This is a genomic window from Parajatrophihabitans canadensis (genome assembly GCF_053764775.1).
In genome coordinates this window covers 92,375-117,793 of record NZ_CM132445.1, presented here as the reverse complement: position 1 = coordinate 117,793, position 25,419 = coordinate 92,375, and the positions used below count along the sequence as shown (strand labels likewise).

25 protein-coding genes and 2 tRNA genes are annotated in these 25,419 nt (G+C 65.0%); 12 read left to right on the top strand and 15 right to left on the bottom strand.

Annotated features, from left to right (window positions below; genetic code table 11):
- Positions 1 to 2 precede the first annotated feature (2 nt).
- From ACSMXN_RS00515 to ACSMXN_RS00490, 6 genes are all read left to right on the top strand, one after another.
- Positions 3 to 848: a class I SAM-dependent methyltransferase gene (locus ACSMXN_RS00515; RefSeq protein ID WP_022915021.1), complete on the top strand. Its 846-nt coding sequence runs from the start codon at positions 3 to 5 to the stop codon at positions 846 to 848.
- Between the two features lie 108 nt (positions 849 to 956).
- Entirely contained in the window at positions 957 to 1,340 is a 384-nt protein-coding gene (locus ACSMXN_RS00510) for a VOC family protein (protein ID WP_022915022.1), read from the top strand.
- Positions 1,341 to 1,406: 66 nt separating this feature from the next.
- Positions 1,407 to 2,222, top strand: coding sequence for a transglutaminase-like domain-containing protein (locus tag ACSMXN_RS00505; RefSeq protein ID WP_022915023.1), 816 nt, complete (start codon positions 1,407 to 1,409; stop codon positions 2,220 to 2,222).
- A 56-nt stretch (positions 2,223 to 2,278) separates the two neighbouring features.
- Positions 2,279 to 2,920, top strand: coding sequence for a TetR/AcrR family transcriptional regulator (locus ACSMXN_RS00500; protein ID WP_022915024.1), 642 nt, complete (start codon positions 2,279 to 2,281; stop codon positions 2,918 to 2,920).
- Between the two features lie 96 nt (positions 2,921 to 3,016).
- Positions 3,017 to 3,853, top strand: a complete 837-nt coding sequence (locus ACSMXN_RS00495; RefSeq protein ID WP_022915025.1) for an alpha/beta fold hydrolase — start codon at positions 3,017 to 3,019, stop codon at positions 3,851 to 3,853.
- 37 nt (positions 3,854 to 3,890) lie between these two features.
- On the top strand, positions 3,891 to 4,754 hold the full coding sequence (locus ACSMXN_RS00490; protein ID WP_022915026.1) for a M15 family metallopeptidase: 864 nt from the start codon (positions 3,891 to 3,893) through the stop codon (positions 4,752 to 4,754).
- 6 nt (positions 4,755 to 4,760) lie between these two features.
- Here ACSMXN_RS00490 and ACSMXN_RS00485 read toward each other — a convergent pair whose 3' ends face one another.
- The 4 genes from ACSMXN_RS00485 to ACSMXN_RS00470 all read right to left on the bottom strand — a co-directional run bounded on the left by ACSMXN_RS00485 (position 4,761) and on the right by ACSMXN_RS00470 (position 6,715).
- Positions 4,761 to 5,510: an SDR family oxidoreductase gene (locus ACSMXN_RS00485; protein WP_155958509.1), complete on the bottom strand. Its 750-nt coding sequence runs from the start codon at positions 5,508 to 5,510 to the stop codon at positions 4,761 to 4,763.
- A gap of 51 nt (positions 5,511 to 5,561) precedes the next feature.
- Positions 5,562 to 6,383 (bottom strand): nuclear transport factor 2 family protein, encoded by an 822-nt coding sequence (locus ACSMXN_RS00480; RefSeq protein ID WP_022915028.1) that lies wholly within the window; start codon positions 6,381 to 6,383, stop codon positions 5,562 to 5,564.
- An 89-nt stretch (positions 6,384 to 6,472) separates the two neighbouring features.
- Positions 6,473 to 6,559: transfer RNA gene (locus tag ACSMXN_RS00475), tRNA-Ser, on the bottom strand.
- Positions 6,545 to 6,715: a hypothetical protein gene (locus tag ACSMXN_RS00470; RefSeq protein WP_155958510.1), complete on the bottom strand. Its 171-nt coding sequence runs from the start codon at positions 6,713 to 6,715 to the stop codon at positions 6,545 to 6,547. Before ACSMXN_RS00470 ends, ACSMXN_RS00475 begins: the two co-directional genes overlap by 15 nt.
- On the opposite strand from ACSMXN_RS00470, the gene ACSMXN_RS00465 reads away from it, so the two are divergent.
- A complete protein-coding gene (locus ACSMXN_RS00465) occupies positions 6,714 to 8,201 on the top strand; it encodes an MFS transporter (RefSeq protein WP_022915029.1) in 1,488 nt (495 codons plus the stop codon). The two genes, ACSMXN_RS00470 and ACSMXN_RS00465, sit on opposite strands and share 2 nt — an antisense overlap.
- Complete coding sequence (locus tag ACSMXN_RS00460; RefSeq protein ID WP_455407662.1) at positions 8,194 to 8,358, top strand: DUF2630 family protein; 165 nt, start codon at positions 8,194 to 8,196, stop codon at positions 8,356 to 8,358. The genes ACSMXN_RS00465 and ACSMXN_RS00460 overlap by 8 nt, the downstream gene beginning before the upstream one ends.
- Before the next feature lie 22 nt (positions 8,359 to 8,380).
- Here ACSMXN_RS00460 and ACSMXN_RS00455 read toward each other — a convergent pair whose 3' ends face one another.
- From ACSMXN_RS00455 to ACSMXN_RS00440, 4 genes are read right to left on the bottom strand one after another with little or no spacing between them, the layout of a single operon-like run.
- A complete protein-coding gene (locus ACSMXN_RS00455) occupies positions 8,381 to 10,756 on the bottom strand; it encodes an excinuclease ABC subunit UvrA (protein WP_022915031.1) in 2,376 nt (791 codons plus the stop codon).
- Positions 10,757 to 11,647: an ABC transporter permease gene (locus ACSMXN_RS00450; RefSeq protein ID WP_022915032.1), complete on the bottom strand. Its 891-nt coding sequence runs from the start codon at positions 11,645 to 11,647 to the stop codon at positions 10,757 to 10,759.
- On the bottom strand, positions 11,634 to 12,632 hold the full coding sequence (locus tag ACSMXN_RS00445; RefSeq protein ID WP_022915033.1) for an ABC transporter ATP-binding protein: 999 nt from the start codon (positions 12,630 to 12,632) through the stop codon (positions 11,634 to 11,636). The genes ACSMXN_RS00450 and ACSMXN_RS00445 overlap by 14 nt, the downstream gene beginning before the upstream one ends.
- The gene (locus ACSMXN_RS00440; protein ID WP_196811415.1) at positions 12,629 to 13,774 is read right to left on the bottom strand and encodes a LolA-like protein; all 1,146 of its coding nucleotides are present in this window, start codon (positions 13,772 to 13,774) and stop codon (positions 12,629 to 12,631) included. The genes ACSMXN_RS00445 and ACSMXN_RS00440 overlap by 4 nt, the downstream gene beginning before the upstream one ends.
- Positions 13,775 to 13,949: 175 nt before the next feature.
- Between ACSMXN_RS00440 and ACSMXN_RS00435 the strand changes: the two genes are divergently transcribed.
- Positions 13,950 to 14,627, top strand: coding sequence for a response regulator transcription factor (locus ACSMXN_RS00435; RefSeq protein WP_022915035.1), 678 nt, complete (start codon positions 13,950 to 13,952; stop codon positions 14,625 to 14,627).
- Positions 14,620 to 16,041 (top strand): ATP-binding protein, encoded by a 1,422-nt coding sequence (locus tag ACSMXN_RS00430; protein WP_022915036.1) that lies wholly within the window; start codon positions 14,620 to 14,622, stop codon positions 16,039 to 16,041. The genes ACSMXN_RS00435 and ACSMXN_RS00430 overlap by 8 nt, the downstream gene beginning before the upstream one ends.
- Positions 16,042 to 16,074: 33 nt before the next feature.
- On the opposite strand, the gene pknB is transcribed toward ACSMXN_RS00430, so the two are convergent.
- The 6 genes from pknB to ACSMXN_RS00400 are packed head-to-tail and all read right to left on the bottom strand — an operon-like array spanning position 16,075 to position 23,642.
- Positions 16,075 to 17,916: a Stk1 family PASTA domain-containing Ser/Thr kinase gene (gene pknB, locus ACSMXN_RS00425; RefSeq protein ID WP_022915037.1), complete on the bottom strand. Its 1,842-nt coding sequence runs from the start codon at positions 17,914 to 17,916 to the stop codon at positions 16,075 to 16,077.
- Positions 17,917 to 17,956: 40 nt separating this feature from the next.
- The gene (locus ACSMXN_RS00420; protein WP_022915038.1) at positions 17,957 to 19,447 is read right to left on the bottom strand and encodes a penicillin-binding transpeptidase domain-containing protein; all 1,491 of its coding nucleotides are present in this window, start codon (positions 19,445 to 19,447) and stop codon (positions 17,957 to 17,959) included.
- On the bottom strand, positions 19,444 to 20,868 hold the full coding sequence (locus ACSMXN_RS00415; RefSeq protein WP_051149025.1) for an FtsW/RodA/SpoVE family cell cycle protein: 1,425 nt from the start codon (positions 20,866 to 20,868) through the stop codon (positions 19,444 to 19,446). The genes ACSMXN_RS00420 and ACSMXN_RS00415 overlap by 4 nt, the downstream gene beginning before the upstream one ends.
- Complete coding sequence (locus tag ACSMXN_RS00410) at positions 20,868 to 22,268, bottom strand: protein phosphatase 2C domain-containing protein (protein WP_022915040.1); 1,401 nt, start codon at positions 22,266 to 22,268, stop codon at positions 20,868 to 20,870. Before ACSMXN_RS00410 ends, ACSMXN_RS00415 begins: the two co-directional genes overlap by 1 nt.
- Positions 22,269 to 22,272: 4 nt before the next feature.
- Positions 22,273 to 22,749, bottom strand: a complete 477-nt coding sequence (locus tag ACSMXN_RS00405; RefSeq protein ID WP_022915041.1) for an FHA domain-containing protein FhaB/FipA — start codon at positions 22,747 to 22,749, stop codon at positions 22,273 to 22,275.
- On the bottom strand, positions 22,746 to 23,642 hold the full coding sequence (locus ACSMXN_RS00400; protein ID WP_022915042.1) for a DUF3662 and FHA domain-containing protein: 897 nt from the start codon (positions 23,640 to 23,642) through the stop codon (positions 22,746 to 22,748). Before ACSMXN_RS00400 ends, ACSMXN_RS00405 begins: the two co-directional genes overlap by 4 nt.
- Before the next feature lie 361 nt (positions 23,643 to 24,003).
- Here ACSMXN_RS00400 and ACSMXN_RS00395 point away from each other — a divergent pair.
- A tRNA-Leu gene (locus ACSMXN_RS00395) sits at positions 24,004 to 24,086 on the top strand.
- A 118-nt stretch (positions 24,087 to 24,204) separates the two neighbouring features.
- Here ACSMXN_RS00395 and ACSMXN_RS00390 read toward each other — a convergent pair.
- Entirely contained in the window at positions 24,205 to 24,723 is a 519-nt protein-coding gene (locus ACSMXN_RS00390; protein WP_022915043.1) for a DinB family protein, read from the bottom strand.
- Between the two features lie 148 nt (positions 24,724 to 24,871).
- Here ACSMXN_RS00390 and ACSMXN_RS00385 point away from each other — a divergent pair, with 148 nt between their 5' ends.
- Complete coding sequence (locus tag ACSMXN_RS00385; protein WP_022915044.1) at positions 24,872 to 25,309, top strand: PPOX class F420-dependent oxidoreductase; 438 nt, start codon at positions 24,872 to 24,874, stop codon at positions 25,307 to 25,309.
- Positions 25,310 to 25,419: the final 110 nt, after the last annotated feature.

The window sequence follows — 25,419 nt, the reverse complement described above, 5'->3', positions numbered from 1 at the left end:
CAATGAGTGAGGATGCGATGAGTACGGACGATCGCTGGGTGGGCAGCATGCCCGAGCTTTATGACCGCTACCTCGGGCCGGCGCTCTTCGAGCCCTTCGCGCATCGGCTCGCTGCGCTGACCAGCGCCGCCGCGTCCGCGAACTCGGAGCAATCATCGGACCTGTCAGCCGTACCCCGCCGGTTACTCGAACTCGCCGCCGGCACCGGAATCGCGACGGCAGAACTCGTGAAAGCCCTGCCCGATCTAGAGATCATCGCCACGGACCTGAACCCCTCGATGGTGGCGTTGGCGCAGCCGCGGGTGCCCGGCGCGACCTGGCGCCAGGCCGACGCCCAGGACCTCGACTTTGTCGATGGTTTCTTCGACCTGGTCGTGTGCCAGTTCGGCGTCATGTTCTTTCCGAACAAGCAGGCGGCCTTCGCGGAGGCGGCGCGGGTCTTGTCGCCGGGCGGCACGATGATGTTCACCGTTTGGGATGTTGTCGAATATTCGGATTTCGCGGCGGCAATGGTCGAGAGCCTAGCGGCGGTTCTGCCGGTCGATACGCCGAGTTTCCTCGTCCGAGTCCCGTACGGTTACGCCGACGCCGAGCAGATCACGTCAGATCTCGAGGCCGGTGGCCTGCGCCTGCGCGGCCTGGAACGGGTGGTGTTGCGCGGCACTTGCCCGTCGGCCAGGGATCTGGCCAGGGGTTTCGCAATGGGCACTCCGCTCCGATTCGAGCTGGCCGAGCGGGGTTCTCTCGAGCAGCTGACGCAGGCGCTCTCCGATGACATCGTCGCGCGTCTGGGCAGCGGCCCGATCGAAGGTGATCTAACGGCGTTCGTCGTCACGGCGGTCACATAACCCCTGGCGTGCCCGCAAATGACCCCTGGCGCGCCCGCGAATGACACTTGTGGTTGGGAGAGCTTGGGTGCACCCTGCTCGCAGGAGGAATCACGCACGGAGGTCGGCATGCTCTCGCAAGCGGTCATCACCACGATTCTGCAGGTCAAAGACGGTTCAGCTGCGGTCGAGTTCTACCGCGACCGACTTGGCCTTGCCTACCTTGGCACGAACGCCGAAGGACAGGAGATCTTCTCTGTCGGAGCAGGGTCGGGCCTGGCGCTGATGCCGGGAACCGACGCGGAGCCGACCGGACGAACCGAGCTGTCGTTCGAGGTTCCGGACATCGCCAGCGAGATCAGCGATCTCGAGCAACGGGGTGTGGTCTTCGCCGATTACGACCTGCCTGGCTTGAAAACGGTCGATCACGTATGCGTGCTGGGGTCGCAGAAAGCGGCCTGGTTCGCAGATCCTGACGGCAACGTCCTGTGCCTGCACGAGGTCATGCCCTAGCGCCTGATGCGCCAAGGCGCAGAGTGGCGGGTGTCGGTAGAAACATTTCGCTGACAGCATGGGTCGATGGACTCGCGTCGGTTGGTGGTGGGGTGTGATTTCACCTATGACGCCGAGGTGGCGACACCGGCCATCTTCCAGGTCCAGCCGGCGGAGGCCGCGGGCATCTTCCGCCGATCCGAGGCGTGGACGTCCCAACCGAGCATGCGGCTACGTAGCTACAAGGATCTGTACGGAAATCCCTGCACCCGGCTGGTATTGCCCGCCGGACGCTCGACCTTCACCTACCAGGCAGACCTCGACGTGCCCGACACCGTCGAAGATGCCGATCAAGCTGCGGCTGAGATCGGGCCGGACGGGCTGCCCGACGATGTTCTGATCTACACGCTACCGAGTCGCTATTGCCTACCTGATGTTCTGGGCAACGAGGCCTGGGAACGGTTCGGTGCCAGATCACCGGGTTACCCGCGGGTGCAGGCTATCTGCGACCACGTGAACGGTCACCTCACGTTTCGCTATGGCAGTTCGACCGCTCAGTCGACAGCTGCCGACGTCAACGCCAGTCGCTTCGGCGTGTGTCGTGACTTCACACATCTGGCGATATCGTTCTGCCGCGCGCTGAACATCCCGGCCCGCTATGTCTTCGGTTACCTACCTGATATGGATGTGCCGCTGGATCCAGCCCCGATGGACTTCGCCGCCTGGATGGAGGTCTGGCTCGCAGATCGTTGGTGGACATTCGATCCGCGCAACAACTCCCGCCGCAAGGGCCGAGTGGTGATCGGACGAGGCCGGGACGCCTCTGATGTGGCGATGGCGACGACCTTCGGCGGACCAGTGCTGCATGACATGACCGTCCGGGCGTTTGAATTCGTCGCTTGATGCACTAAGTGGCGCTATCTTTCGCTCGTGCATTCACTGTGTGAGGTCGGCTGAGCATGGATGCTGCCGCTGGAGGTTCCGCCGGGCAGCACGGCTCGGAGGAGCGTGCCGGTTACCGACGATCGGTGGGGTCACCTCGCGGAGAGGCGAGGCGTCGCGAGCTGCTGGATCAGGTCACCGACGATCTCGCCGTGAACGGCCTAGTGGATTTCTCGCTCCGGCGCGCGGCGCGGGCGGCCGGTACCACCCACAAGGTTTTGCTCTATCACTTCGACAGTGCCGATGACTTGCTGGAACAAGCGATCCGCCAGCTCCGGGCCAGGCGCATCGAAAAATCGTTGCTTGCCGCGACCGATGGGCCGCCCGGTCGGCCACTCGCGGATCGAGTAGCTGCGCTGTGGCCGATTCTCGTGGGTGAAGAGGCGCGCGTGCTCGATCAGGCCATTGGCTTGGCGATGTATGACCCGGGCCGGCACGCCGAGCTGGGCCGCGGGGCGTCCAAGCAGTATCTACCAGCGCTGCTGTCCATCTGCCCACCGCACTGGTCAGACCAGCGCAAGCTCGAGGTTTCCGAGATGATCCTCGCGGTGCTCCGGGGTTTTCTGGTGGACGCGCGGACCAGTGGCGATACCGACGGGATCGCCGCGGGATTTCAGGCCCTCAAGCGCGCGCTGGATCGCGAAGAGGCGACCGAGTAGTCGGCTGTATCGCGTAGCCCGCTTATCGCATGGACAACTTGCGAACCACGTGGTTCACTTCTTTCAAGCGAACGACTGGTCCACTTGGAGGTCCGCATGGACATCGACCTGTCAGCCGGCACCATCGAATACGGGGACTCTGGCGGCGATGGACCGACCCTCGTGCTGTTGCACGGCTTGATGATGGATGCCTCGCTGTGGGACGGCCCGATAGCCGAATTGTCCGGCGATTATCGATGCCTCGCTCCCACGCTGCCGCTCGGCGCACATCGTCGCGCGATGCATGCCGAAGCAGACTTGTCACTGCCCGGCATCGCCGGGATGGTCGCAGAGTTTCTCGAGCGCCTCGATCTGCACGACGTCACGCTGGTCGGAAATGACACCGGTGGGGCGCTCGTCCAGTTGCTGATGCGTGATCGGCCCGAACGCGTTCGCCGGGTCGTGCTGGCCTCGTGCGACGCGTTCGACAACTTCCCCCCGGGGCTGACCGGCAAGACGTTGTTATTCACCGGCAAGTTATCGCCGCGCATGTTCGGCCTGTTCATGCAGCAGATGCGGCTGCGGTTGGTCCGGCGCCTTCCGATCGCGTTCGGCTGGCTGACGAAGCGGGGCGATGCCGCCACCGCGCGATGGCTGAAGCCGGTGTTGACGCAGGCCGAGATCCGGCGCGACACCGTCCGGATGTTGCGGGCGGCCGGCCAAGACACCGACCTACTGCTCATCGCTGCCGAGTCCTTGCCGAGCTTCGACCGGCCGGCTCTCATCGTGTGGGCCAGCGCGGACCGCGTCATGCCGCCCGAGCACGGGCGCCGGCTGGCAGAACTCATCCCGCAAGCCAAGCTCATCGAGGTGGACGACAGCTACACGCTGATCCCCCTGGACCAGCCGGCGGAGTTCGCCCGGCTCGTCGGAGAGTTCGTCGCGGCGACCTGACTGCCGTCCCACCTGGTCGACCAGGGAGGATGTTGCGATGGTCGCGTTCCGACGGCGGGTTCTTGTGCTTATCCTTGCCGCGGTCTGCGCGGGCGCCTGCGCGAGCTGCACCGCCGCTCCGGCACCTAGCGTGTCCGCGCCGAGTGCGTCGAACCGCGCAGTGCCGTCCAGTTCTCCGGCATCCAGTTCGGTCTCGGCCACCCCCAGCACGCCGACCCGCACTAAAAGCAGCACGGCCGCCCGGCCGACAGTTTCCCGCAAAGCGACCACGGCCCCAGCGCCGATACCACCGGTCTCAGCCCTGGCGCGCGCGGACGGACTGATCGACGTCCGGACGATCATTCCGGACGCGATCATCGATCTGCGCTACGCCACAAGCAACAACTTCGTCGGAGTCGTGCTGTACCCGGCCGACGCCCGTTGCCTCGTGCACCAGTCCATGGCTCCAGGTCTGACGACAGCGGCCGCGCAGCTCCGCAGTCAGGGTGACCTGCTCGTTTTCTGGGATTGTTACCGACCCCATGCCGTTCAGGTGCACATGTTCGAGATCGTCCCCGATCCCGATTGGGTCGCCCGGCCAGGGCCGTATGCCACCAGCCACGAGGCGGCCCGTTCGGTTGATGTCACTCTTGCGAAAGCGGCCAGCAACCCCGCATGCCCGGCGGCGCAGCAGGTCCAACATCACTGCCTGCTCGACATGGGCACCGGTTTCGACGACTTCACCGCGCGTGCGCACGCGTTCGCGACGGACGGGGTCAGCGCTCAGGCCCAGGCTAACCGCGCCCTGCTCCGGGCAGCGATGAATGCCGGCGGAATCGTCGTGTACTCCGGGGAATGGTGGCACTTCGACGGGCCCGGTTCGCTGGTCGAGCGCCCGCAACTGAGCGCCCCGGTCGACTAGCGGTTCTCAGAAGGCGAATTGCTGACCACCGTCGATGTCGTACGTCGCGCCGGTGAGAGCGGTGTTGATCATGAGGTGGATGGCCAATGCCGCCACGTCTGCGGGGGTGACGACACGTCCGATCGGGAGTGTTTTCCGCAGCTCCTCGCGGCGTTCATCGAGTTGATCTCCGAGCAGCGACGCTGACAACGGCGTATCGACGAAGCCCGCAGCGATGAGGTTGACCCTGACCGGAGCTAGCTCGAGGGCGAGGGCCGCGGTGAACGGAGGCAGCGCGGCAGTCGCGGCCGAGGCTATCCCGAGTCCGCGACCGACCCGGCGGCCGCCGGTACCGCCCATGAGCAGAAGGGTGCCGCCGGGTCGCATCTTGCCGGCGGCGTAGCGAGCAACGTCGAGGCCGAGTACCACGTGATCGCTGAGGGCGTCGCGTACCTGGTCTGAGTCCATCTCGAGCAGCGCGCCGTAGCTCGGGCCGCCTGCGGTAACCAACACATGGTCGACTGTTGGCTGGTCCTCGAAGAACCGCTTCAGGGCGGCCGAGTCGTAGGCGTCGAAGGCCGCGGTGCGCTGCGTCCCGACCTCCGCTGCCGCCCGTTTGAGGCGATCAGGGTCACGACCGGTGAGGACGACCTCGGCGCCTTCAACCAGTGCGCGTCGAGCAGTTTCGAACCCGATGCCCGCGCTGCCGCCGATCAAGACGACGGTCTGTCCGGCGAGTGCCGGCTCGCGCAGAGAGGTGGTGGGGGCTGTAGTCATCATTCCTCCTCATACGGTGTCGTGAAGTCAGGATCGTCCGATCAAGGGCTCCTAAACGGGTGCTTCCACATCGTCGTAAACGCGGACTGCGGACAGCAAGCCGTCCGGGCCTCGCTCGTAGACCGCCAGCCCGGCTTGGGGTTCGAGTGCGTGCCGGCCCCAGCGGACGCAGTTGTATTCCAGCGCGCAGCGCACGCCGTCGTCGGTCGCGACGCAATCCTGCTGACTGATACCGCCGCCGGCGCTGAAGCAGCGGGTGAAGTAGTCGCGCATCTCGTCGGGGCCACGGTGGATGTAATGCGGGCCGATCGGCTCGCGGTAGTACCCGTCCGGCGCGAAGGTTCCCAATATCGCTTCGGCATCACCGGCGTCCAGCGCAGCTTGGTAGCGGCCGATGACGCCGTCGACGCGGACGGCCCTGGCCTTGAGTATCGGGGGCCGGAGGTGGCGCAGGCCATCGACCGGCCACTGGCTGCAGTAGGTACGGAACACCACGGATCGGTCGTCCGGGGACTCGGCTACGACGGCCACCGGCCAGGCCACTTCTTGGGTGCCGTCGGTCAAGTAGGCCAGCATCTCGACTACTGCCCGTCCGCCCCCAGACGTTGCTGCCACCGTTTCTATCCTGGCTTGACGATCGGCCAGCCACGCTTGATTTCGCATCACGAACTGTCGCAGTTGTTTGCGACCGCGAATCTCGCCTGCGCGAGGATCGAAGACGACCACCTTGCCCGGCCACACTGTCTCCAGGTCGCGGGTATCACCCCGCTCCAGCGCGGCGAAGTACAACCCGACGGGGTCTGCTTGTCCGGCGGCGCGAGTCTGCCTACGGGCCAACTCCACAGCACTGGCGAAGTCCGGAAACCACGGCATCTCGACCCCACGCTCCCTTGGCTAGGACAACATCCTCATCCCAGAGCCCGCCAAAGCGATAGTCCCCGCGGGGACCACATGCGTTTTTGCGGAGGGCGTGGGATTCGAACCCACGTCAGGGGTAAACCTGAAGCGGTTTTCAAGACCGCCGCACTCGGCCACTATGCGAGCCCTCCAGCGTGCACCCGAAGGCGCAGTCCATAGATTCTGTCAGAGTCGACAGTGTCGCCACCCAGCAGGCGACAAACATGGCCCTCGAGGGCGGCAGCGACGAGCCGAGCCGACATACGCAGGGCAGCCATGAAGCGCTTAACCTGCAATGCTGGGGTCATGCCGTCGGACTCCCTGCTGCTCATCAAGACCAAGCACGGACGAGGGGCCCTCGCCACCACCATTCTCGGCAGCGGCATGGTCTTTCTCGACGGAACCATCGCCAACGTCGCCGCCAAGCGCATCGGCACCGAGTTCGATGCCTCCTTCGCCAGCCTGCAATGGGTGCTCAACGGCTACGCGTTGGCACTGGCCAGCCTGATCCTGCTCGGCGGGTCACTCGGTGACCGCTTCGGCCGTCGCCGGGTCTACCTGATCGGCATGGTGTGGTTCGCCAGCGCATCGGTGCTGTGCGCGGTCGCACCCAGCATCCACTTCCTCATTGCGGCCCGCGTTCTGCAGGGTGTCGGCGGCGCGTTGCTGACGCCGGGTTCGTTGTCACTCATCCAGGCTTCGTTCGCGCCGTCGGACACCGGTCGCGCGGTCGGAATCTGGTCCGGCATGAGCGGCGTCGCAACCGCTCTCGGGCCGCTGCTCGGCGGCTATCTGGTCGAGCACGCGTCCTGGCGGTGGGCCTTCGGCATCAACGTCCCACTGGCCGCCATCGCCATCTATCTCTGCCTCCGCTTCGTACCCGAATCCCGTAGCGCTGAAGAGGAGGGACCGCTCGATCTCACCGGGACCATCCTCATCGCGCTTGGCCTGGGTGGTCTCACGTACGGCACCACGTTGGCCGGCGATACCGGCTGGGCCACCACGGCTGTCGCCGCGACCCTTGGCGGTTTCGTGATCATGGCGATCTTCGTGATGGTCGAGGCTCGGCGCGAATACCCGCTGCTGCCGCCGCGGTTGTTCCGAAATCCGAACTTCACCGGCGCCAATCTGATGACGTTCACGACGTACGGATCACTCGGCGCCGTCTTCTTCCTGTTGGTGTTGAACTTGCAGGTGACCGGCGGCTACGGCCCGCTGGCAGCGGGGTTGAGCTTGTTGCCCAGCACCCTCCTCTTGCTGTTCCTGTCGCCCCGGGCCGGCGCGCTCGCCGCTCGGATCGGACCGCGACTGCCGATGACGGTCGGACCAGTCATTGCCGCGGTAGGTATTGCACTGACCGCGCGGATCGATGTGGATCATCACAACTACCTGACCGATGTCTTGCCGGGCGTCCTGGTATTCGGACTGGGCATGGCGCTCGTGGTTGCTCCGCTCACCTCAACGGTGATGAGCTCCGTTCCCATCGATGAGGTCGGGGTTGCGTCCGGAGTCAACAACGCCGTCGCCCGGTCCGCCGCTCTGCTGGCCGTTGCGGTGCTACCACCGCTTGCGGGAATCACCGGCGACGGGTATCAGATCCCGGAGATAATGAGTCACGGCTACCGGGTCGCGGTGGGAATTTGCGTGGTCATTCTCCTGCTGGGGGCAGTCGTCGTAGCGTTCACGGTGTCCGGCGAGCCACTGAACCAAGAACGGGACAACCTGGGAGAGGATGACAATGTCGCACCAGACCGAGGACCCAATTCTGCAGCAGATCCACGACCTCGTGGCTGAGGAGAAACACCTGCGCTCCACGCACACCGGCATCGGCCTGAACAACGATGAGCGACTTCGGCTGGAGAACCTCGAGCGTCAGCTGGATCAGTGCTGGACGGTGTTACGCCAACGGCGCGCGGCCGACGAGTACGGCGACTCCCCCGACGTTGGCTGAGCCAGTACGTAACTGAGTTGGGTCAGGACACGCTGACGTAATCGGCCAGGTGCTCGCCCGTGAGAGTCGAACGTGCCCCGACGAGATCGGCCGGTGTGCCCTCGAAGACGATCTGGCCGCCGTCGTGGCCAGCACCCGGGCCGAGGTCGATGATCCAGTCTGCGTGCGCCATGACCGCCTGATGATGCTCGATGACGATCACCGACTTACCTGAATCGACGAGCCGGTCGAGCAGTCCCAGCAGCTGTTCCACATCGGCCAGGTGCAGGCCGGCGGTCGGCTCGTCCAGGACGTAGACGTCGCCCTTGTCGGCCATTTGGGCCGCCAGCTTGAGTCGCTGCCGTTCGCCTCCCGAGAGCGTCGTGAGCGGCTGGCCAAGGCTGAGGTAACCGAGGCCGACATCGCGAAGGCGGCTGAGAATCTTGTGGGCGGCCGGGGTGTTCGCCTCGCCGGAGCTGAAGAATTCCTCGGCCTCGGTGACCGGCATCGCGAGCACCTCGCTGATGTCCTTTCCGAGATTCTTACCGCCGAGCTTGTAGTCGAGGACTTCAGCGAGGAACCGCTTGCCGTCGCACACCTCGCAAACCGTGGCGACGCCAGCCATCATCGCCAGGTCGGTATAGATGACGCCCGCGCCGTTGCAGTTAGGGCAGGCGCCCTCGGAGTTTGCGCTGAACAGGGCCGGCTTCACGCCGTTGGCCTTCGCGAACGCCTTGCGAATCGGGTCGAGCAGCCCGGTATACGTCGCAGGGTTGCTGCGCCGCGAGCCGCGAATCGGGGCCTGGTCCACCGACACCACATTGTCGCGCCCCGACACCGAGCCGCGAATCAGCGAGCTCTTGCCCGATCCGGCGACGCCCGTGATGACCACCAGGACGCCGAGCGGGATGTCGACAGCTACGTCCTGGAGATTGTGGGCGTTCGCACCGCGGACCTCGAGTAGTCCCGACGATGTCCGCACCGAAGGCTTCAAAGTGGCCCGATCGTCCAGGTGCCTGCCGGTGAGGCTGCCACTGGCCCGCAACCCTGCCACGGTTCCCTCGAACACCACCTCGCCACCGGCACTGCCGGCGCCGGGGCCGAGGTCGACCGCGTGGTCAGCGATATCGATGGTCTCGGGCTTGTGCTCCACGACGAGCACGGTGTTGCCCTTGTCCCGCAGTCGCAGCAACAGGCCGTTCATCCGCTGAATGTCGTGCGGGTGCAGCCCGATGGTGGGTTCGTCGAAGACGTAAGTCACGTCGGTGAGCGAGGAGCCCAAGTGGCGGATCATCTTCACGCGCTGCGCCTCGCCGCCAGAAAGCGTCCCCGCCGCTCGGTCGAGGCTGAGATAGCCCAGCCCGATCTCGACGAACGAGTCGAGGGTTTTCTGCAGCGAGGTCAGCAACGGCGCCACCGACGGCTCCGCCAGACCACGGACCCAGTCGGCGAGGTCGCTGATCTGCATCACGCAAGCATCGGCGATGTTCATTCGCTTGATCTTCGAGGAGCGAGCGGCCTCGCTGAGGCGGGTTCCGCCGCATTCGGGGCACGTCATGAAGGTCACCGCACGCTCCACGAAAGCGCGGATGTGTGGTTGCATCGCGTCGACGTCTTTGGACAGCATCGACTTCTGGATCTTGGGAATCAGCCCCTCGTAGGTGAGATTGATGCCGTCGACCTTGATCTTGGTCGGCTCCTTGTAGAGCAGATCGCGCAGCTCGCGCTTGGTGAAAGTGCGGATCGGCTTGTCCGGGTCGAAGAAACCGCAGCCGTTGAAGATGCGTCCGAACCAGCCGTCCATGCTGTAACCGGGGATGGTAAGCGCACCCTCGTTGAGCGACAAGCTGTCGTCGTACAGCGCCGTGAGATCGATGTCGTTCACCGCCCCACGGCCCTCACAACGTGGGCACATACCGCCGGTGATGCTGAAACTCCGTCGCTCCTTGGTGGTGGTGCCACCGCGCTGAAGGGTGACCGCCCCGGCGCCCGAGATCGAGGCAACGTTGAACGAGAACGCCTGGGGCGAGCCGATGTGTGGCTTGCCGAGCCGGCTGAACAGAATCCGCAACATCGCATTCGCATCGGTCGCCGTGCCGACCGTGGAGCGCGGGTCCGAACCCATCCGCTGCTGGTCGACGATGATCGCGGTCGTCAAGCCCGCGAGTACATCGACCTCGGGCCGCGCCAACGTCGGCATGAAACCTTGCACGAACGAGCTGTACGTCTCGTTGATCAACCGCTGGGACTCTGCCGCAATCGTGCCGAACACCAGCGAGCTCTTGCCCGATCCGGAGACGCCGGTGAACACCGTCAGGCGGCGCTTCGGGATCTCGAGGCTGATGTCCTTGAGGTTGTTCACCCGAGCGCCGTGCACCCGGATCAGATCGTGGTGGTCAGCAGCGTGCGGCACAGTCACTTAGCTCGTCACGTCCTTGCTCGTGAAGCGGGCCCATGCCAGCGAGAAGAAGATTGCGATGTAGGCCAGCGCAGCGACGGCGCCGCGTCCCAGACCACCGAAGGTCAACGGGTCGCGCAACACGTCATCGAAATCGAGGAAGTAGTTGCTGATCAGCCACGGACGCAGGGCATGCAGCTGAGGCACCGCCACGAGCACCTGCATCGTGATGGCAACGCCGAGGGTGGCGGCCATCGCCGCAATCGACACCTCGGTCAGGGTGGAGATGAACAAACCCACCGCGGAAACTGCGAGCATCATCAGGGCGGCGTACCCGACGACCAGGACCAGACGCCCCAGGCCGCCGATCAGAGAGGTCTGGGTGCCGGACAGCAAGATGACTTTGCCTGCCGGGAACAGGGCAAAACCGATCGCCAAACCAGCCAGCGCAACGATGCCGGCAATCAACAAGCACCAGCAGGCGACCGCGAGAAACTTCACCACCAGCAGTCGAGTACGCCCGACCGGGACCGTGAGCAGATAACGCAAGGTTCCGCTGCCGGCCTCACCGGCAATCGTCTCGCCCACGACGACCGAGACGGCCATCGGCAGGAAGATCGGGATGACGACGACCAATGCCGTGAACGATACGAAGATCCCGTTGTCAGTGATGTTGCCGATCAAGCCGCCTTCGCCGGAGTCGTTGGTCAGCTTGACGGCGACGCCGATGATGATCGGAATGGCCGCCAGCGCCACCAGTATCAGTTGGTTGCGGCGGCGCCGGAGCAGCAGCGTGATCTCGGTCGCGAGCAAGCGGCCTCCGAGCATCGACCTCGCGGGCACCCGGCCCGCGACCGACAGCCCAGGCGATCGACCGTTGGCGGGCAGCGATTCGACTTCAGCCGCTGACATCGAAACCCTCCCCGGTCAATTGCACGAAAATGTCCTCGAGATTGGGCTTGGCCACCCCGAAACCGCGCACGCCGACTCCGGCGCCGACCAACGCCGCCACCACCGCTTCGGGGGCTTGGCTCCCCAAAACGGCTGACGCGGCGCCAGGCTCCTCGGTGATCTCAGACAAGCCGAGGTCGGCAAGGACGCTCTTCGCGACAGTGGAGTCCGCGGTCTCGACGGTTACCCGAACCTTTTGCTGCGTCGCCAGCTGCGCCATCGATCCTTGCCAGACCAGCGACCCGGTCCGCATCACGCCCACGTGGGTGCAGACTTGCTCGACCTCGCTGAGCAGATGGGACGACACGAACACGGTGGTTCCGTCGTGAGCCAGCTCGGTCACCAGATGCCGGACCTCACGCGTGCCTTGCGGGTCGAGGCCGTTCGTCGGCTCGTCCAGAATCAGTAGCCGGCGTGGCTGCAGCAACGCGGCGGCGATACCCAGCCGTTGCCGCATGCCCAACGAATAGTTGCGGTATCGCTTCCCGGCGGCGGCGGTCAATCCGACCCGCTCCAGGGCCTGATCGATCCGCTGGCGGGAATTGCGTCTGGTGGCAGTCAGATCGGCCGCGTCAAGCCGGGCCAGATTCACCCGGCCGGACAGGTACGGGTGAAAGGCTGGCCCCTCGACCAGTGAGCCGACCCACGGCAAGGCCCGTCCCGTTTGGGCGGGAATGTCTTCACCTAACAATGAAATGGTGCCCTCGGTCGCGAAGACCAAACCGAGCAGCATCCGGATCGTGGTCGTCTTGCCCGATCCGTTCGGCCCTAAGAAACCGTAGACCGCGCCCGCCGGGACGGCGAGATCAATGTGATTCACCGCGACCTGGCCGCTGCGAAACCGCTTGGTCAAGCCCGTGGTTTCGATGACCAGCGGGCCGGTCGCCCCCCTAGGGTCTGCCTGGGCAGGCAACCGGGCCCCGCTGGTCGCGGCAGAAAGTGTCATCCTCGTGAAGCAGCTTGGTAGAGCACCTCGGGATCAACAGCGCCAACGTAGGCACGGCCGTCGTTGGTCAAGAGCGCTGAGATCAGCGAGGAAGTGAACAGATGTCCGCTGCCCCACGTCCCCGAGACCGCTGGCAACCCACCGATCAAGGGCCCGACCTCGCCGCTGTCTCGGGTCAAAGCCGACAACGAAGGCACGCCGGTCAGCTTCGCCACTGAAGTCCAGCCCGAGCCGATGACCGTGTAGCCCGCCCCGGCAGGCACGGGTGCGTTGCCCGCTTTGGCTCCGGGGCTTATGGCCGCGGGCGCCGGAGACTCTTTGATGGTGACTCCCGCAGCTGGTTTGAAGGTGAAGTTGTCCTGATCCGGTGCGGCAAATCGTACCTGGGTGAAGCCCACGTCGATGGCCGCTTGGTTGGATCCGCGAGCAGTCACCACCACCCGCAGTGGCACCTTGGTCTTTCCGTCCACCGAGATGCGCACCGACCCCACGCGCGAGCGTCCGTCCTTAGGCGTGAGGACCAGCGTGTAGGCCGACCGTCCGGCGACCACCTCGGTGGCCTCGGTCGTGACGGTTGTAGACGGGTCGATCAACGCCAGCGCGCGGGCGGCCGCATCGGACGGACTCACATACGGAGTCTGTTCCGCGGGCGCGCCATTTATTTTGGCGGCGTCGGTCGGCAGGAGAGTGTGGGTGGCGATCCGGCTTTCGGAGTCCCACTGCCACAGATCACGCCCGTTGCGGAACACATCCTGCTCGCCGAGCGAGTCCACCAAGGCCAGGCGCTGCTCGGTCTCGCCGCCGTACCAGACGCGAACGGTGTGGGAGCCGGTCAGCATGCCCAGCAAACCGCTGCTCGAACTGCCGCCCGGGCCCGCGATGTTCGGCAGCTCCGGCAGTCCCAGCGACGCCTTCTCGATGACTGTGCCGGAGAAGCCTGAAAGCTTGGCGTCGCCAACCGAGGCGAGCAGTTGGGCTGAGGTCTGTGGTGCCAGGTTCGGATTCGCGCCAGCGGAGAGGACTCCGCTGGCGATGAGGGCAACCACACCGACCGCACCGACGGGTACGAGCCAGCGCAGCGCCCGACGTCGCGAAGTCGCGCCCGACCGGGGCACGTTCGAAGATGTTGAAAGGTCACTCATGGCGCCCAGCATGGTTCGCGACCCCTGTGCACAGCCTGAGCGAGCCTGAGGCAGAGCTGAGGCGCACCCGAATCATCCGCCAAACCTCGCGGCATGCTTACGGTGCGGCACACCTGGTAACGGTGACTGAACCCGCGAATAATGAACAAACAACGGACAGTGAGGTCTTCCCACCATGCGGCTGCTGATCGTCGAGGACGAAGCACGGATGGCCACCGCCTTGCAGCGGGGGCTAGTCGCGGAAGGCTTTACCGTCGAGGTCGCCCTGAACGGTCCAGACGGCCTGCACCTGGCACGCGAGAACACCTACGACGCGATCGTCTGCGACATCATGCTGCCCGGTCTGTCCGGTTACCGGATCATCGAGGCGCTGCGAGCCGAGCAGAACTGGGTCCCGGTCCTGGTGCTCTCGGCCAAGGACGGCGAGTACGACGAGGCTGACGCGCTCGACCTGGGCGCCGATGACTACCTGGTCAAGCCGTTCTCGTTCGTCGTCCTGCTGGCCAGGCTGCGGGCCGTACTGCGGCGCGGAGTGCGCCCCCGGCCGGCCATTCTCGCCTGCGGTGACCTCACACTGGACCCAGCCGCGCGGGCGGTCCGGCGCGGTGACACCGACATCGATCTGACGCCACGCGAGTTCTCGCTGCTGGAATACCTCATGCGCCGAGCCGGCGACGCCGTGAGCAAGGCCGACATACTTCATCACGTCTGGGACGCCCACTACGAAGGGGACGCGAACGTGATCGAGGTGTACGTCGGCTACCTGCGCCGCAAGATCGATCAGCCGTTCAACCGACACGCCGTTCAAACCGTCCGCGGAGCTGGGTATCGGTTGGCTGTCGACGGTGGGTGAACGCAACAGTCCGGCGGCCTGGTGGCGGCGCCGGTCGTTGCGAGCTCGAATCACGGTAGTCGCGACCACGCTTTTCACCCTGGCACTGACCCTCGCCGGGTTCGCCCTGCTGATTACGGTCGGCCGCTCGCTGTTGGGAACGCTGGATTCCTCAGCCGAGCGGAGTGGCAACCAGATCGCGTCTCTGATTCAGCAAGGCAAGCTGCCCGACCAGCTGTTAGCCAGCAGCGGTGGCGTCGACCTGATCCAGGTCGTCGACGGTGAGAACCGGGTCGTGGCAAATTCCCCTGGGGCCGATGCGGCCGTCTCGATCCTCACCACGGGTGAGCTGTCCCGGGCGCGACTCGGCAAACCGCTCAATGTCGACGGTGCGCGAGCCTCCTCAGATCGGCCTCTTAGGATCGTCGCCGTCAAAGCGGATGTCGGTTCATCTCAGCGAACCGTGCTGGTCGCAACCGACTACAGCCGGGTGCTTGATTCCTCCCGCCTGCTCGAACGATCGCTGCTGTTCGGTGCGCCGCTGGCCGTGCTGCTGATGGCGGTTCTGACCTGGTGGGTCGTCGGACGTGCGCTACGCCCGGTCGGGGCATTGCAACGCGGCGCCGCCGCGCTGAGCGCCGCGGGGCTGTCACGATCGCGCCTGCCCGTGCCGACCGCCGAGGACGAGATCCATTCGCTGGCCACCACCCTGAACGACATGCTCGATCGCCTCGATGCGGCAACGACGAAACAGCGCCGCTTCGTCGGCGACGCCGCCCACGAACTTCGCTCGCCCATCGCTTCGCTGCGGCTGCAGCTCGAGGTTGCCGGCAGGTTCGCTGAATCTGACGAGTTGCGTGAGCTGACTTCCGATGCGCTGATCGACGTCGACCGGCTGGCGAACCTGATCGATGACCTGCTCGCGCTAGCCCGTTCGGATGAGCGCGGGGCCGTCGCCAGCCGCGCTCCAGTGCGAGTGACCGACCTGGCTGCATCGATCGTCGCCGGCTATCGCGACGCGCGAGTAGCGGTCACGTTGAGTGAGCCGGACCGGGCCACCAGCATGGCATCGGTCATCGGCGACCGGGACGGCCTGCACCGGGTCCTGGTGAACCTCATCGACAACGGGGTCCGGTACGCCCATAGCGAGGTGACCGTTTCGGCGCGCACTACGTCGGCGCCGAGCGGGATCGCGTCCTCGGATCGTCGCGCCGTCGTGCTGAGCGTGGCCGACGATGGGCCCGGCGTGCCGGCGAACAAGCGAGAACGCGTGTTCGATCGGTTCTACCGGCTCGACACGGCTCGCTCACGGGCCGAGGGCGGCACCGGCCTCGGTCTGGCCATCGTTCGAGAGATCGTCACCGCGCACGGCGGCACCGCGATTTTGCACGACAACAAGCCGGGCTTGCGGGTAGAGATCACGCTGCCCACCTGAGGTCGGCTCGGGCTTAGGGCGTGCCGGTCGGGCTTAAGGAGTGCAGGTCGGTGACGCGGTGGACGCCGGAGTGGTCGTAGGCGTCTTGCTCGGCTTGGGCGATGTCGAATTCGAACCCGAGGTCGACGGGCTGGGCGGCGGGCTCGAGGACGAGCACTTAGGCAGCGGAGCTGGAGTCGCCACGGTCAGGGTGATCGTCGTATTCAAGGGAACGGAGACGCCCTGCGCAGGGTTCATCGACATGACGTCGCCGACCTTGAACCCAGGCTGCACTGTCGCGGTTACTTGTGCGACGTTGATCCAGCCCGCCTGCTGCAAGGCAATCCTCGCAGCGTCGTAGCTCTGCCGCAGGACGTTCGGGAGCTTCGCCTTGCCGTTGGAGACCTGCAGTGTCACCGTCGTGCCAGGCTTTGCCGTACCCAGCGCTGGCGGGTTCTGCGCGACGACGATGCCCACCGGTTGTGGTGAGTTGACGTCAATGCGGGTCGCCTGCAAGCCGACCTTGTTGATGGCGGCCTGGGCGGCGTCGAATTGCAGATTCGTCACCTGCGGCACGGTGACATCTCGCGGGCCGACATAGATGGTGAACGAGACCGCAGTGCTTTCGGCCACCTGACTGAGCGCGGCCGGGTTCTGGGTGCACACGGTACCGACGGTCACGGCACCCGATGCTTTGGTCGTACACGGGCCGTTGCTGGGGACGGTGCCGCCGATGGTCAGGTGGGCCGTGCGGATATTGGTCTCGGCCTGCGCCGGCAGCAGCCCCACCACTGAGGGCACTGCGAACAGGGTTGGCCCCTTGTCCTTGTTGTTGCCGCGCAGCAACGCAAACGCCGCGATGCCGATGACGAGCAACAAGGCGACCACGACCGCAGTCCAGATGATCGCGCCGCGGCGGCCGTGCTGGTCGTCCTCGTCGTCGTAGACCGGCGTGAGGCCGCCTGGTTTGTTCGGCGGAACGGGAGGCCGCGAGATGAGCTGCGTTCGCTCCTCGTCGGTCATGACCGACTCCGCCTCGACCGGTTGCCCGGCAATGGCCCGCTGAAGATCACTGCGCATTTCGCCTGCGGTCTGATACCGATTCAGCGGGTTCTTCGCCAACGCCTTCATGACGATGGAATCCAGCGCCGGCGGGATTGCCGGGTTTGCCGAGGACGGCACTCGGGGATTTTCCCGGACGTGCTGGTATGCCACCGCTACCGGCGAGTCCCCCGTGAACGGCGGGTGGCCGGTCAGCAGCTCGTACAGCAGGCAGCCGGTGGAGTAGACATCCGAACGGGCGTCGACGGATTCGCCGCGGGCCTGCTCCGGCGACAGATATTGCGCGGTGCCGATGACCGCAGAGGTTGCGGTCATCGTGGCGGCGTTGTCGGCCATCGCCCGAGCAATGCCGAAGTCCATCACCTTGACCGCGCCCGAGTTCGTGATCATGACGTTGCCGGGCTTGACATCGCGGTGCACGATGCCCGAACGGTGCGAGAAATCAAGGGCATTACAGATCTCGGCGGTGATCTCCATGGCCCGACGCACCGGCAGGGTGCCCTCGGACTTCAGAACCTCTCGCAGCGTGCGGCCCTCGACGTACTCCATCACGATGTAGGGCGAAACCGAATCGTCGATGCCGCTCGGGTCGCCGTCCTCGCCGGTGTCGTAAACCGCGACGATGGACGGGTGATTCAGCCCGGCGGCGGCTTGCGCCTCTCGCCGAAAGCGGTTCTGAAAGGACGGGTCACGGGCAAGGTCGGAGCGCAGCACCTTGACTGCGACGTCGCGCCCGAGCCGGATGTCGCGTCCTCGGTGGACTTCGGCCATCCCGCCGTAGCCGAGGATCTCCCCGAGCTCGTAGCGTCCGCCCACCAGGCGTGGCTGTGTCATGAACCGCCCTCACTGCTTGTCATCCCGTGGCTGAGAATCATCACTTCACCCCGATGGAGCTGAGGTAGGCCTGCATGACAGCCTTCGCGACGGGTGCTGCCGCCAGTCCACCGGTGGTCTCGTTACCGGCTACGCCGCCGTTTTCGATGATCACCGCCACCGCGATCTTAGGGTTATCAGCAGGCGCAAAGCCGGTAAACCACGCGTGTGGCGGGTTTACGTAGCTACCGTCGGGCCTCTGCGGACCGTTGTCTGCGGTACCCGTCTTGCCGGCGACCTTGATCCCAGGTATCTGCGCTGCGGTGCCGGTTCCGTTGTTCACGACGTTCTGCATCATCTGGTTGAGTTCGGCGGCCTGGGTCGGGTTCAGCACCTGGTGCAACGTCGTCGGATCGGTCCGGCTCAAGGTGGCCAGGTTCGGGCCCTGCTCCTCGTCGACCAGATAAGGCGTCTGCAGGTTGCCGCCGTTTGCCACGGCCGCCGAGATCATCGCGCCTTCGAGCGGCGTGATCCGAACATCGCGTTGACCGATGCTGGTCTGCGCCAACGCCGCCTGATCGACGACCGGCCCGATGGTCGAACCCGCTACCCGAACCGGGACGGTGAAATCGTTGTCGTCGATACCGAACAAGGCCGCTTCCTGGCGGATCGCGTCGGTGCCGAGATCCATACCCAACTGCGCGAACGCGGTGTTGCACGAGATTTCCAGCGCGTGCTCGAGGGTGTCGGTTTTACCGTCAGCGCACTGTTCGCCGTCGAAGTTCCGAAGCTGCGTAGTCGTACCGGGCAGCGTCAGGGAATTGACCGCCGGAATCTTGCTGGACGGCGTCTTGCCTGCCTTGAGTGCGGCGGCCGAAACCACGACCTTGAACACCGAACCCGGCGGGTAGGTCTCGGTGAACGCGCGGTTCGCGAGCGGATCGGACTTGTCGTTGATGTAGGCGTTGTAGGCCTGCTTGATGCTGTCGGCCGAGTGTGAGCTGAGTTTGTTCGGGTCAAAGGACGGCGTACTCACCGCTGCCAGGATCGCCCCGGTTGTCGGGTCCATGGCCACGACAGCGCCCCGCCGGTTGCCCATCGCCTGAAAGGCGGCAGCCTGGGCCTGCTTGTTGATCGTCAGCAGAACGTTGCCGCCGCGCGGATCGCGGCCGGTTATGAGGTTGGTGAGGCGCTGTACGAAAAGGCGATCATCGTTACCGGACAGCACCGAGTCTTCGGCGCTCTCGATTTGGGTCTGGCCGTAGTAGAGCGAGTTGAAGCCGGTGACCGGTGCATAGAGGGGCCCATTGGAGTATTGGCGCAGGTACATCAGCGCGTCCTTGGTGGCCACCGATTCCGCGATGGGAGTCCCCGATCCTTGCAAGATGATCGAACCGCGCTGGCGCTTGTACTCGTCCAGCAGCACCCGCTGGTTGGCGGCATTGTCGCGGTAGTTCGAGCCGTGGATGACCTGAACCCAGTTGAGGTTCAAGACGACTGCGAGCAGCAGGACGCCCACGAAAATGGTCACCCGGCGGATCTGGCGGTTCACGCTTGCGCACCTTTCTCAACGAGCGGTGCCGATTCAGTGACGGGCACCGGACCGCTCTCAGTGGTCACCGCAGACGGTGGCGTGGTCGGCGGTCGGCGCCCGGCGTCGGACACCCTGATCAGCAGCGCGAGCAGCGCAAAGTTGGCGACCAACGACGAGCCGCCGTAGGAGAGGAACGGTGTCGTCAAGCCGGTCTCTGGCAACAGCCTGGAGATCCCACCGGCAACGACGAACAACTGAAGACCGAACGAGAACGCGATACCGGTGACGAGCAGCTTGCCGAACGAGTCCCGGACCGACAGGGCGGCGGCGAATCCCCTGGAGATGAAGATTGCGTAGACCGCCAGGATGGCAACGAGTCCGAACAGTCCGAGTTCCTCACCGAACGAGGAGAGGATGAAGTCGGACTTCGCCACCGGAACCAGGTCGGGGCGACCGCCGCCTAGCCCGGCGCCGAACAGGCCGCCGGTTCCCAGCCCGAACAGCGATTGACTGAGCTGATAACCCTGGTTCTGCATGAAATTGAAGACGTGCAGCCACACGTCGACGCGCTGTTTCACGGTGTCGAACAGTTGATATGAAGCGAAGCAGCCGCCCACGAACAGTACGAAGCCGATGATGACCCAGCTGACCCGTTCGGTAGCGACGTAGATCAGCACCACGAAGAGCCCGAAGAACATCAATGAAGTACCGAGATCGTGATTACGTACCAGCACCCCGATACTCACCAACCAGGCAACCACCAGAGGTCCGAAGTCGCGGCCACGTGGAAGGTCGATGCCTGCGATTCGCCGGCCGGCCAGCGACAGCACATCTCGCTTCGAGACGAGATAGGCCGCCGCGAAGACGGTCAGGCACAGTTTTGAGATCTCGCCGGGCTGGATGGAGAAACCGGCGACCCGAATCCAGATCCGGGCCCCGTTGACCTCGCTGAATCGGGCAGGCAACACGGCGGGAAGCAGCAACAGGAACAACCCGACGAGGGCAAAGGTATAGGCGTACCTGGCAAGGACCCGATGGTCACGGACCAGATAGAGCACACCCAAGAACACCGCGAGGCCGACGAATGCCCACACGACTTGGCTCGCCGCGGCGACGCCGCTGTAGGTGTCACCGCTTTCCTTTGCCTGTTCGGCCAAACCGAGGTCGAGACGGTGGATCATTACGAGACCCAGTCCGACCAGGAACACCGCGCACGGCAACAACAACGGATCTGCGTAGCGGGCGGTGCGGCGAATGACGATGTGGCAGCACAGCCCGATGGCGAGAGTGACGCCGGAGTAGGTGGCAACGTGCGGCGTGATCGTGTTGTCGCGAGTTACTTCCACTACCGCTTCTGCGCACGCCACGATGAACGATGCGAACAGAACGTACAGAAGTTCGGTGTTTCGCCGGGTGGGCAGTCGATGCGAGACGGTCATCAGCGACACCCGTCCGACGAGGTCGGCGACGGCACGTCGAGCGTTGGCGGGGCGCTTGATCGGGTCGGCGTGGCCTTCGCAGTTGTCTTCGCTGCCACGCTCCTCGCAGGCAAGCTCTTCGCAGGCACGGTCTTCGCGGGCACCGTCTTCGCGGGGACGGTGCCCGCATGCGGTGTGGTCCGCTTGGCTGTCGGAGTCGGTGTGACCGACGGCGTGGGCGTAACCGTCGGGCAAAGCGGCAGCAGGTCGTCCCGCAGGCGGTTGAGGATCTGTTCGCCGTCACTGCGGCTGCGGGCCGTGATGCCATTGTTGACCTGGCCACGGGCGGCGGGGGTCAGATCATCAAGGCGGAGGGCGCTGTTCTCGACGACCGAGTACAAGCTGATCGGGCCGAACTCCGTGTTGACACCACGGAACAGGGCCACCTCTGAGCCGTCCTTGCCCACAAAATACTGAGATTGGGTCCATTTCCAACCGGCAGTCGCCGCGGCCACGATGCCGATTACCACCAACGCGCCGATGACGATGCGCCTTCGGTAGCGCCGGGCCGGCGCGACCACTACGGGCGGGCGATCTTCGCGACCGATCTTCGCTGCTCTGGAAGCCGGCGAATCCTCTGTCGAATCAACGGCAAGAGCGGGATCGACCACTGCACCGCCGATCACCGGTACGTCGTCACCGTCGGTCTCGTCGACGACATCGGCGACAATGCAGGTGACGTTGTCGGGGCCGCCGCCGCGAAGGGCCAGTTCGATGAGTCGGTCGGCGCAGCCCTGGGGTGTGCCTTCGAGCAGCGTCTCCAGCAAGGTGGCCGAGGTGACGACGTCGCTCAGGCCGTCGCTGCACAACAGGTAGCGATCGCCCTTTCGAGCCTCGCGAATCGAGATGTCCGGCTCTACCTCGGCTCCGGTCAGCGCGCGCAGAATTACCGACTTGCGTGGATGATGCGAGGCCTCCTCCAGCGTCAATTTGCCGGAGTCGACGAGCGACTGCACGTAGGTGTCATCGTGCGTGATCTGGCTCAGCTGGCCATTGCGGACCAGGTACGCACGAGAGTCGCCGACGTGCACCAGCGCCATCCGGGTACCGGCAAACCTGATGGCAGTCAGGGTCGTCCCCATGCCCTCGAGCTCGGCATCGTGCTCGACCGAGTCCGCCAGCGCAGCGTTCGCGTTGGCGACGGCATCACGGAGAGTGCCGATCATGTCAGCCATCGGGCGATCTTCGTCGAGCGGCTCGATGGTGCCGATCACGATCTTCGAGGCGACCTCGCCTGCGGCGTGACCACCCATACCGTCCGCGATCGCCAGCAACCGAGGCCCGGCGTACACAGAGTCCTCGTTGTTGTTGCGCACCAGTCCGCGATCGGATCGGACCGCATACTTGAGCGTCAAGGTCATCCGGTCATCGCAATTCCATGACGGTCTTGCCGATACGGATCGCTACGCCTGCCTCTAGCGGGACGGGGCCGTCGACTTTGGACTGCCCGACGTAGGTGCCATTGGTAGAGCCGAGGTCCTCGAGGTACCAGACTCCGTTCGTCTCGCTGATGCGGGCGTGCCGAGTCGATGAGTAGTCATCGGTGAGCACCAAGGTCGAATCGTTGGCCCGTCCGATGAAGATCGGTTTGCCGGTGAGGGCGACGCGGGTGCCCGCGAGGCTGCCCTCGACGACCACGAGTTGAGACAGTGCGCCCCGGGCCGGACGGGGCTCGCTCACGCCTGCACGCTTGGAACGACGAGGTTTGCCCACCGGCGCCACCCGCGGGGCGCTCGAAGTTCGAAGTTCGGTGCGGATGACCCGCACCATGCCGTAGATAAATAGCCAAAGCAGGGCGAGAAAGGCAAACCGCATGAGCTGAATCGCCAGCGGTGAGGTCATGAGCCGTCCTGCTGGAACACCAGTCTGGTGTGGCCCACTCGGATCACATCGCCGTGTTGAAGCTGCTGACTCTGCACCGAATGGCCGTTCACCGAGGTGCCGTTGGTCGAGCCCAGGTCGTAGAGTACGGCCCGTCCATCGCCGAGGTGCAGGTCGATGTGCCGCCGGGAAACCCCTTGGTCGAGCAGTTGCAGATCGGTGTCCTGACCACGGCCGATGATGTTGCTGCCGGGTCGCAGGACGTGCGTTTCCGACGTGTCGTCGACGATGATGTGCGCTCTGAAGGCCGGCCGGCGTGGTGGCTCTGGTACCGGAGCCTGGTACACCGGCTGCGCAGGTGGCGGCGGATTCGCCTGGTAACCGGTCGGCTCATACAGCGGGGGCGCCGGTGGCGCATACGCGGGCGGTGCGCTTGCCGGATAGCCGATCGGGGCCGAGCCGTAGGGCTCGACGTACTCGCCGATATGCCCAGGCACGACGGGCATGGACATGGAGTCGTACGGCCGACGGCGCGGGGGCGCCTGGGGCTCCATCCGGGACGCGACGCCGAAGACACCGGTGTGCAGTGCCGCATCGCGTGCGAGATAGACCTCGATGTCGCCGATGGTCTGCAAACCATTCGAGTCGAGATGTTCCTGGACGAGCTCGGCGAGCGACGTGGTCAGCTGAGCCTCCCAGGGAGCGAGTCGCTCGTAATCTGAATCACCCAGCGTGACTCGGTAGCGGTTGGGCACCAGGACCTGACCTGAGCCCATCACGGCCTTCTTGTCAGAGGCCTCGCGCTGCAGGGCGGTACCAATCTCGACTGGTTCGACCTGACCCTTGAAAACCCGAGCGAAGGCCGAGCCGACCATACCTTCCAGGCGGCGCTCAAAGCGCTGTCCCAGGCTCATGGTCTCGTCCTCCCTCTTCTAGCTTCTGTGTAGCTCTGACTTCTGCATAGCTCTGATCGTGTTGCCGGACTGCTTCACCTGGTCGTGCCGCTGAATATCGCACTACCTTCGGTGTTTCGCTGCCTTTGCCGTGCCGTTTTCGGGCCCGGGTGGCCCTCGCTCCCCTCGTCCAGCGGCCGGTTGATGGGCATTTGGTGCTTGTACTCCGGCTGTGCGGCGGCTGCGTTGTGGCAGCCTTTTCGCGTCCCGGTCCGTGGATCTGAGGCGGGACGTGAGGTTGATGGTATCTGCGCCGCCTGTGGAGACCGCCAAGCGCGTCCTAGGTGTCGTGCTAATCTGTGTCGTCTTTTCGAGACGCCCCGGGCAAGTGGCGGAATGGCAGACGCGCACGGTTCAGGTCCGTGTGTCCGTAAGGACGTGGGGGTTCAACTCCCCCCTTGCCCACGCTGGTTGAGACAGCCTCAGGGCCTTCGGTCGCCGAGAAATCGGCGATAGAAGGCCCTTTGTCTTTTGCTTCGCTTGCTCCATGGTCTCTGCTCTGCGACATGGTCTCCGCTCTGCCTTACTCGCCAGTTTCGCCATCGATGCACTCTCTGATCAGGTCCGCGTGGCCGTTGTGCCGTGCGTACTCCTCGATCATGTGGTTGTAGATCCACCGCAGCGAGATCTGCCCGACCTCCTCGTGGATGAACCCGTCGGTCAGCACGGCAGCCGCAGCCGCCTCGCGGGCAAATTCCCATTCCTTGGCAAGGGTCGCAAAATCGTGTTCGGCGCCTTCGGCGGTCGCTTCTTCGAAAGCGGCGTTCGGCCGATCTGCGCGTGCATATACCTCAGGAAGGTCTTGGCTGTGAAGTCTGCGTCTAAACCATGCTCGTTCGGCGTCGGCCAAGTGCCTCACGAGGCCAAGCAACGAGAGATTCGACGGCGGTACCGCCCGGAGGGCCAACTCGTCGCCGGTCAGTCCGGCACATTTCCACAGCAAGGTCGTACGTTGCCGCTCCAGAATGCCTTCCAGCATTGTCCGCTCATCGGCCGCGTACAACTCGTCGGTTCTGGTGACGTCAGGGGCTGTCCAAGTCATCTGGACACGCTCTCATACCGCTCATATCGAGCTGTTTCCTAGAGGTTGCGCGTCGAGGTTCCACATCGAGGTTCCGGCGGTCGAGCCGGTTGCGGGACGGCTGATACTGGTCGAAGGCGCACCCTGAATCTGGCCAGAGGAGCATCACATGACGACGCTTGGTGACGTTGCCGAACTCGGCTCGAAGGAACAAGGCCTGGCGGTGATTTCGACCCTTCGGGCAGACGGCTCGATTCAAAGTTCGCTCGTGAACGCTGGTGTCATGCCGCACCCGCTTACCGGTGAGGACGTCGTCGCCTTTGTCACCTACGGCAAGGTGAAGCTGGCGAACCTGCGCGCGCGTCCGCGCCTAGCGGTGGCCTTTCGTTCGGGGTGGCAGTGGGCCACCGTCGAGGGCGATGCAGAACTCATCGGTCCGGATGACGCGAACGCTGAGGTGGATTCCGAGGCCCTGCGGCTGATGTTGCGTGCGGTGTTCACTGCGGCGGGCGGCACCCACGACAACTGGGCCGAGTACGACAGGGTGATGGCCGAGCAGCGCCGCACGGTTGTCCTCGTGTCGCCGACCAGGATTTACAGCAACTGACCACTATCCGGACCTCCGCCGCGCGTCCCACTCCGAAGCCGTATACAACGGGGCCGCCTAGACGACCCGCCCGGATACCAACCTCGAGACGGGCGGCGCGGGGTGGTCGG

Bases quoted from the DNA above. Each gene is read 5' to 3' on its own strand.
- ACSMXN_RS00515 (WP_022915021.1), top strand. From the start codon at position 3: ATGAGTGAGGATGCGATGAGTACGGACGATCGCTGGGTGGGCAGCATG.
- ACSMXN_RS00510 (WP_022915022.1), top strand. From the start codon at position 957: ATGCTCTCGCAAGCGGTCATCACCACGATTCTGCAGGTCAAAGACGGT.
- ACSMXN_RS00505 (WP_022915023.1), top strand. From the start codon at position 1,407: ATGGACTCGCGTCGGTTGGTGGTGGGGTGTGATTTCACCTATGACGCC.
- ACSMXN_RS00500 (WP_022915024.1), top strand. From the start codon at position 2,279: ATGGATGCTGCCGCTGGAGGTTCCGCCGGGCAGCACGGCTCGGAGGAG.
- ACSMXN_RS00495 (WP_022915025.1), top strand. From the start codon at position 3,017: ATGGACATCGACCTGTCAGCCGGCACCATCGAATACGGGGACTCTGGC.
- ACSMXN_RS00490 (WP_022915026.1), top strand. From the start codon at position 3,891: ATGGTCGCGTTCCGACGGCGGGTTCTTGTGCTTATCCTTGCCGCGGTC.
- ACSMXN_RS00485 (WP_155958509.1), bottom strand. From the start codon at position 5,510: ATGACTACAGCCCCCACCACCTCTCTGCGCGAGCCGGCACTCGCCGGA.
- ACSMXN_RS00480 (WP_022915028.1), bottom strand. From the start codon at position 6,383: ATGCCGTGGTTTCCGGACTTCGCCAGTGCTGTGGAGTTGGCCCGTAGG.
- ACSMXN_RS00465 (WP_022915029.1), top strand. From the start codon at position 6,714: ATGCCGTCGGACTCCCTGCTGCTCATCAAGACCAAGCACGGACGAGGG.
- ACSMXN_RS00470 (WP_155958510.1), bottom strand. From the start codon at position 6,715: ATGACCCCAGCATTGCAGGTTAAGCGCTTCATGGCTGCCCTGCGTATG.
- ACSMXN_RS00450 (WP_022915032.1), bottom strand. From the start codon at position 11,647: ATGTCAGCGGCTGAAGTCGAATCGCTGCCCGCCAACGGTCGATCGCCT.
- ACSMXN_RS00445 (WP_022915033.1), bottom strand. From the start codon at position 12,632: ATGACACTTTCTGCCGCGACCAGCGGGGCCCGGTTGCCTGCCCAGGCA.
- ACSMXN_RS00440 (WP_196811415.1), bottom strand. From the start codon at position 13,774: ATGAGTGACCTTTCAACATCTTCGAACGTGCCCCGGTCGGGCGCGACT.
- ACSMXN_RS00435 (WP_022915035.1), top strand. From the start codon at position 13,950: ATGCGGCTGCTGATCGTCGAGGACGAAGCACGGATGGCCACCGCCTTG.
- pknB (WP_022915037.1), bottom strand. From the start codon at position 17,916: ATGACACAGCCACGCCTGGTGGGCGGACGCTACGAGCTCGGGGAGATC.
- ACSMXN_RS00415 (WP_051149025.1), bottom strand. From the start codon at position 20,868: ATGACCGTCTCGCATCGACTGCCCACCCGGCGAAACACCGAACTTCTG.
- ACSMXN_RS00410 (WP_022915040.1), bottom strand. From the start codon at position 22,268: ATGACCTTGACGCTCAAGTATGCGGTCCGATCCGATCGCGGACTGGTG.
- ACSMXN_RS00405 (WP_022915041.1), bottom strand. From the start codon at position 22,749: ATGACCTCACCGCTGGCGATTCAGCTCATGCGGTTTGCCTTTCTCGCC.
- ACSMXN_RS00400 (WP_022915042.1), bottom strand. From the start codon at position 23,642: ATGAGCCTGGGACAGCGCTTTGAGCGCCGCCTGGAAGGTATGGTCGGC.
- ACSMXN_RS00390 (WP_022915043.1), bottom strand. From the start codon at position 24,723: ATGACTTGGACAGCCCCTGACGTCACCAGAACCGACGAGTTGTACGCG.
- ACSMXN_RS00385 (WP_022915044.1), top strand. From the start codon at position 24,872: ATGACGACGCTTGGTGACGTTGCCGAACTCGGCTCGAAGGAACAAGGC.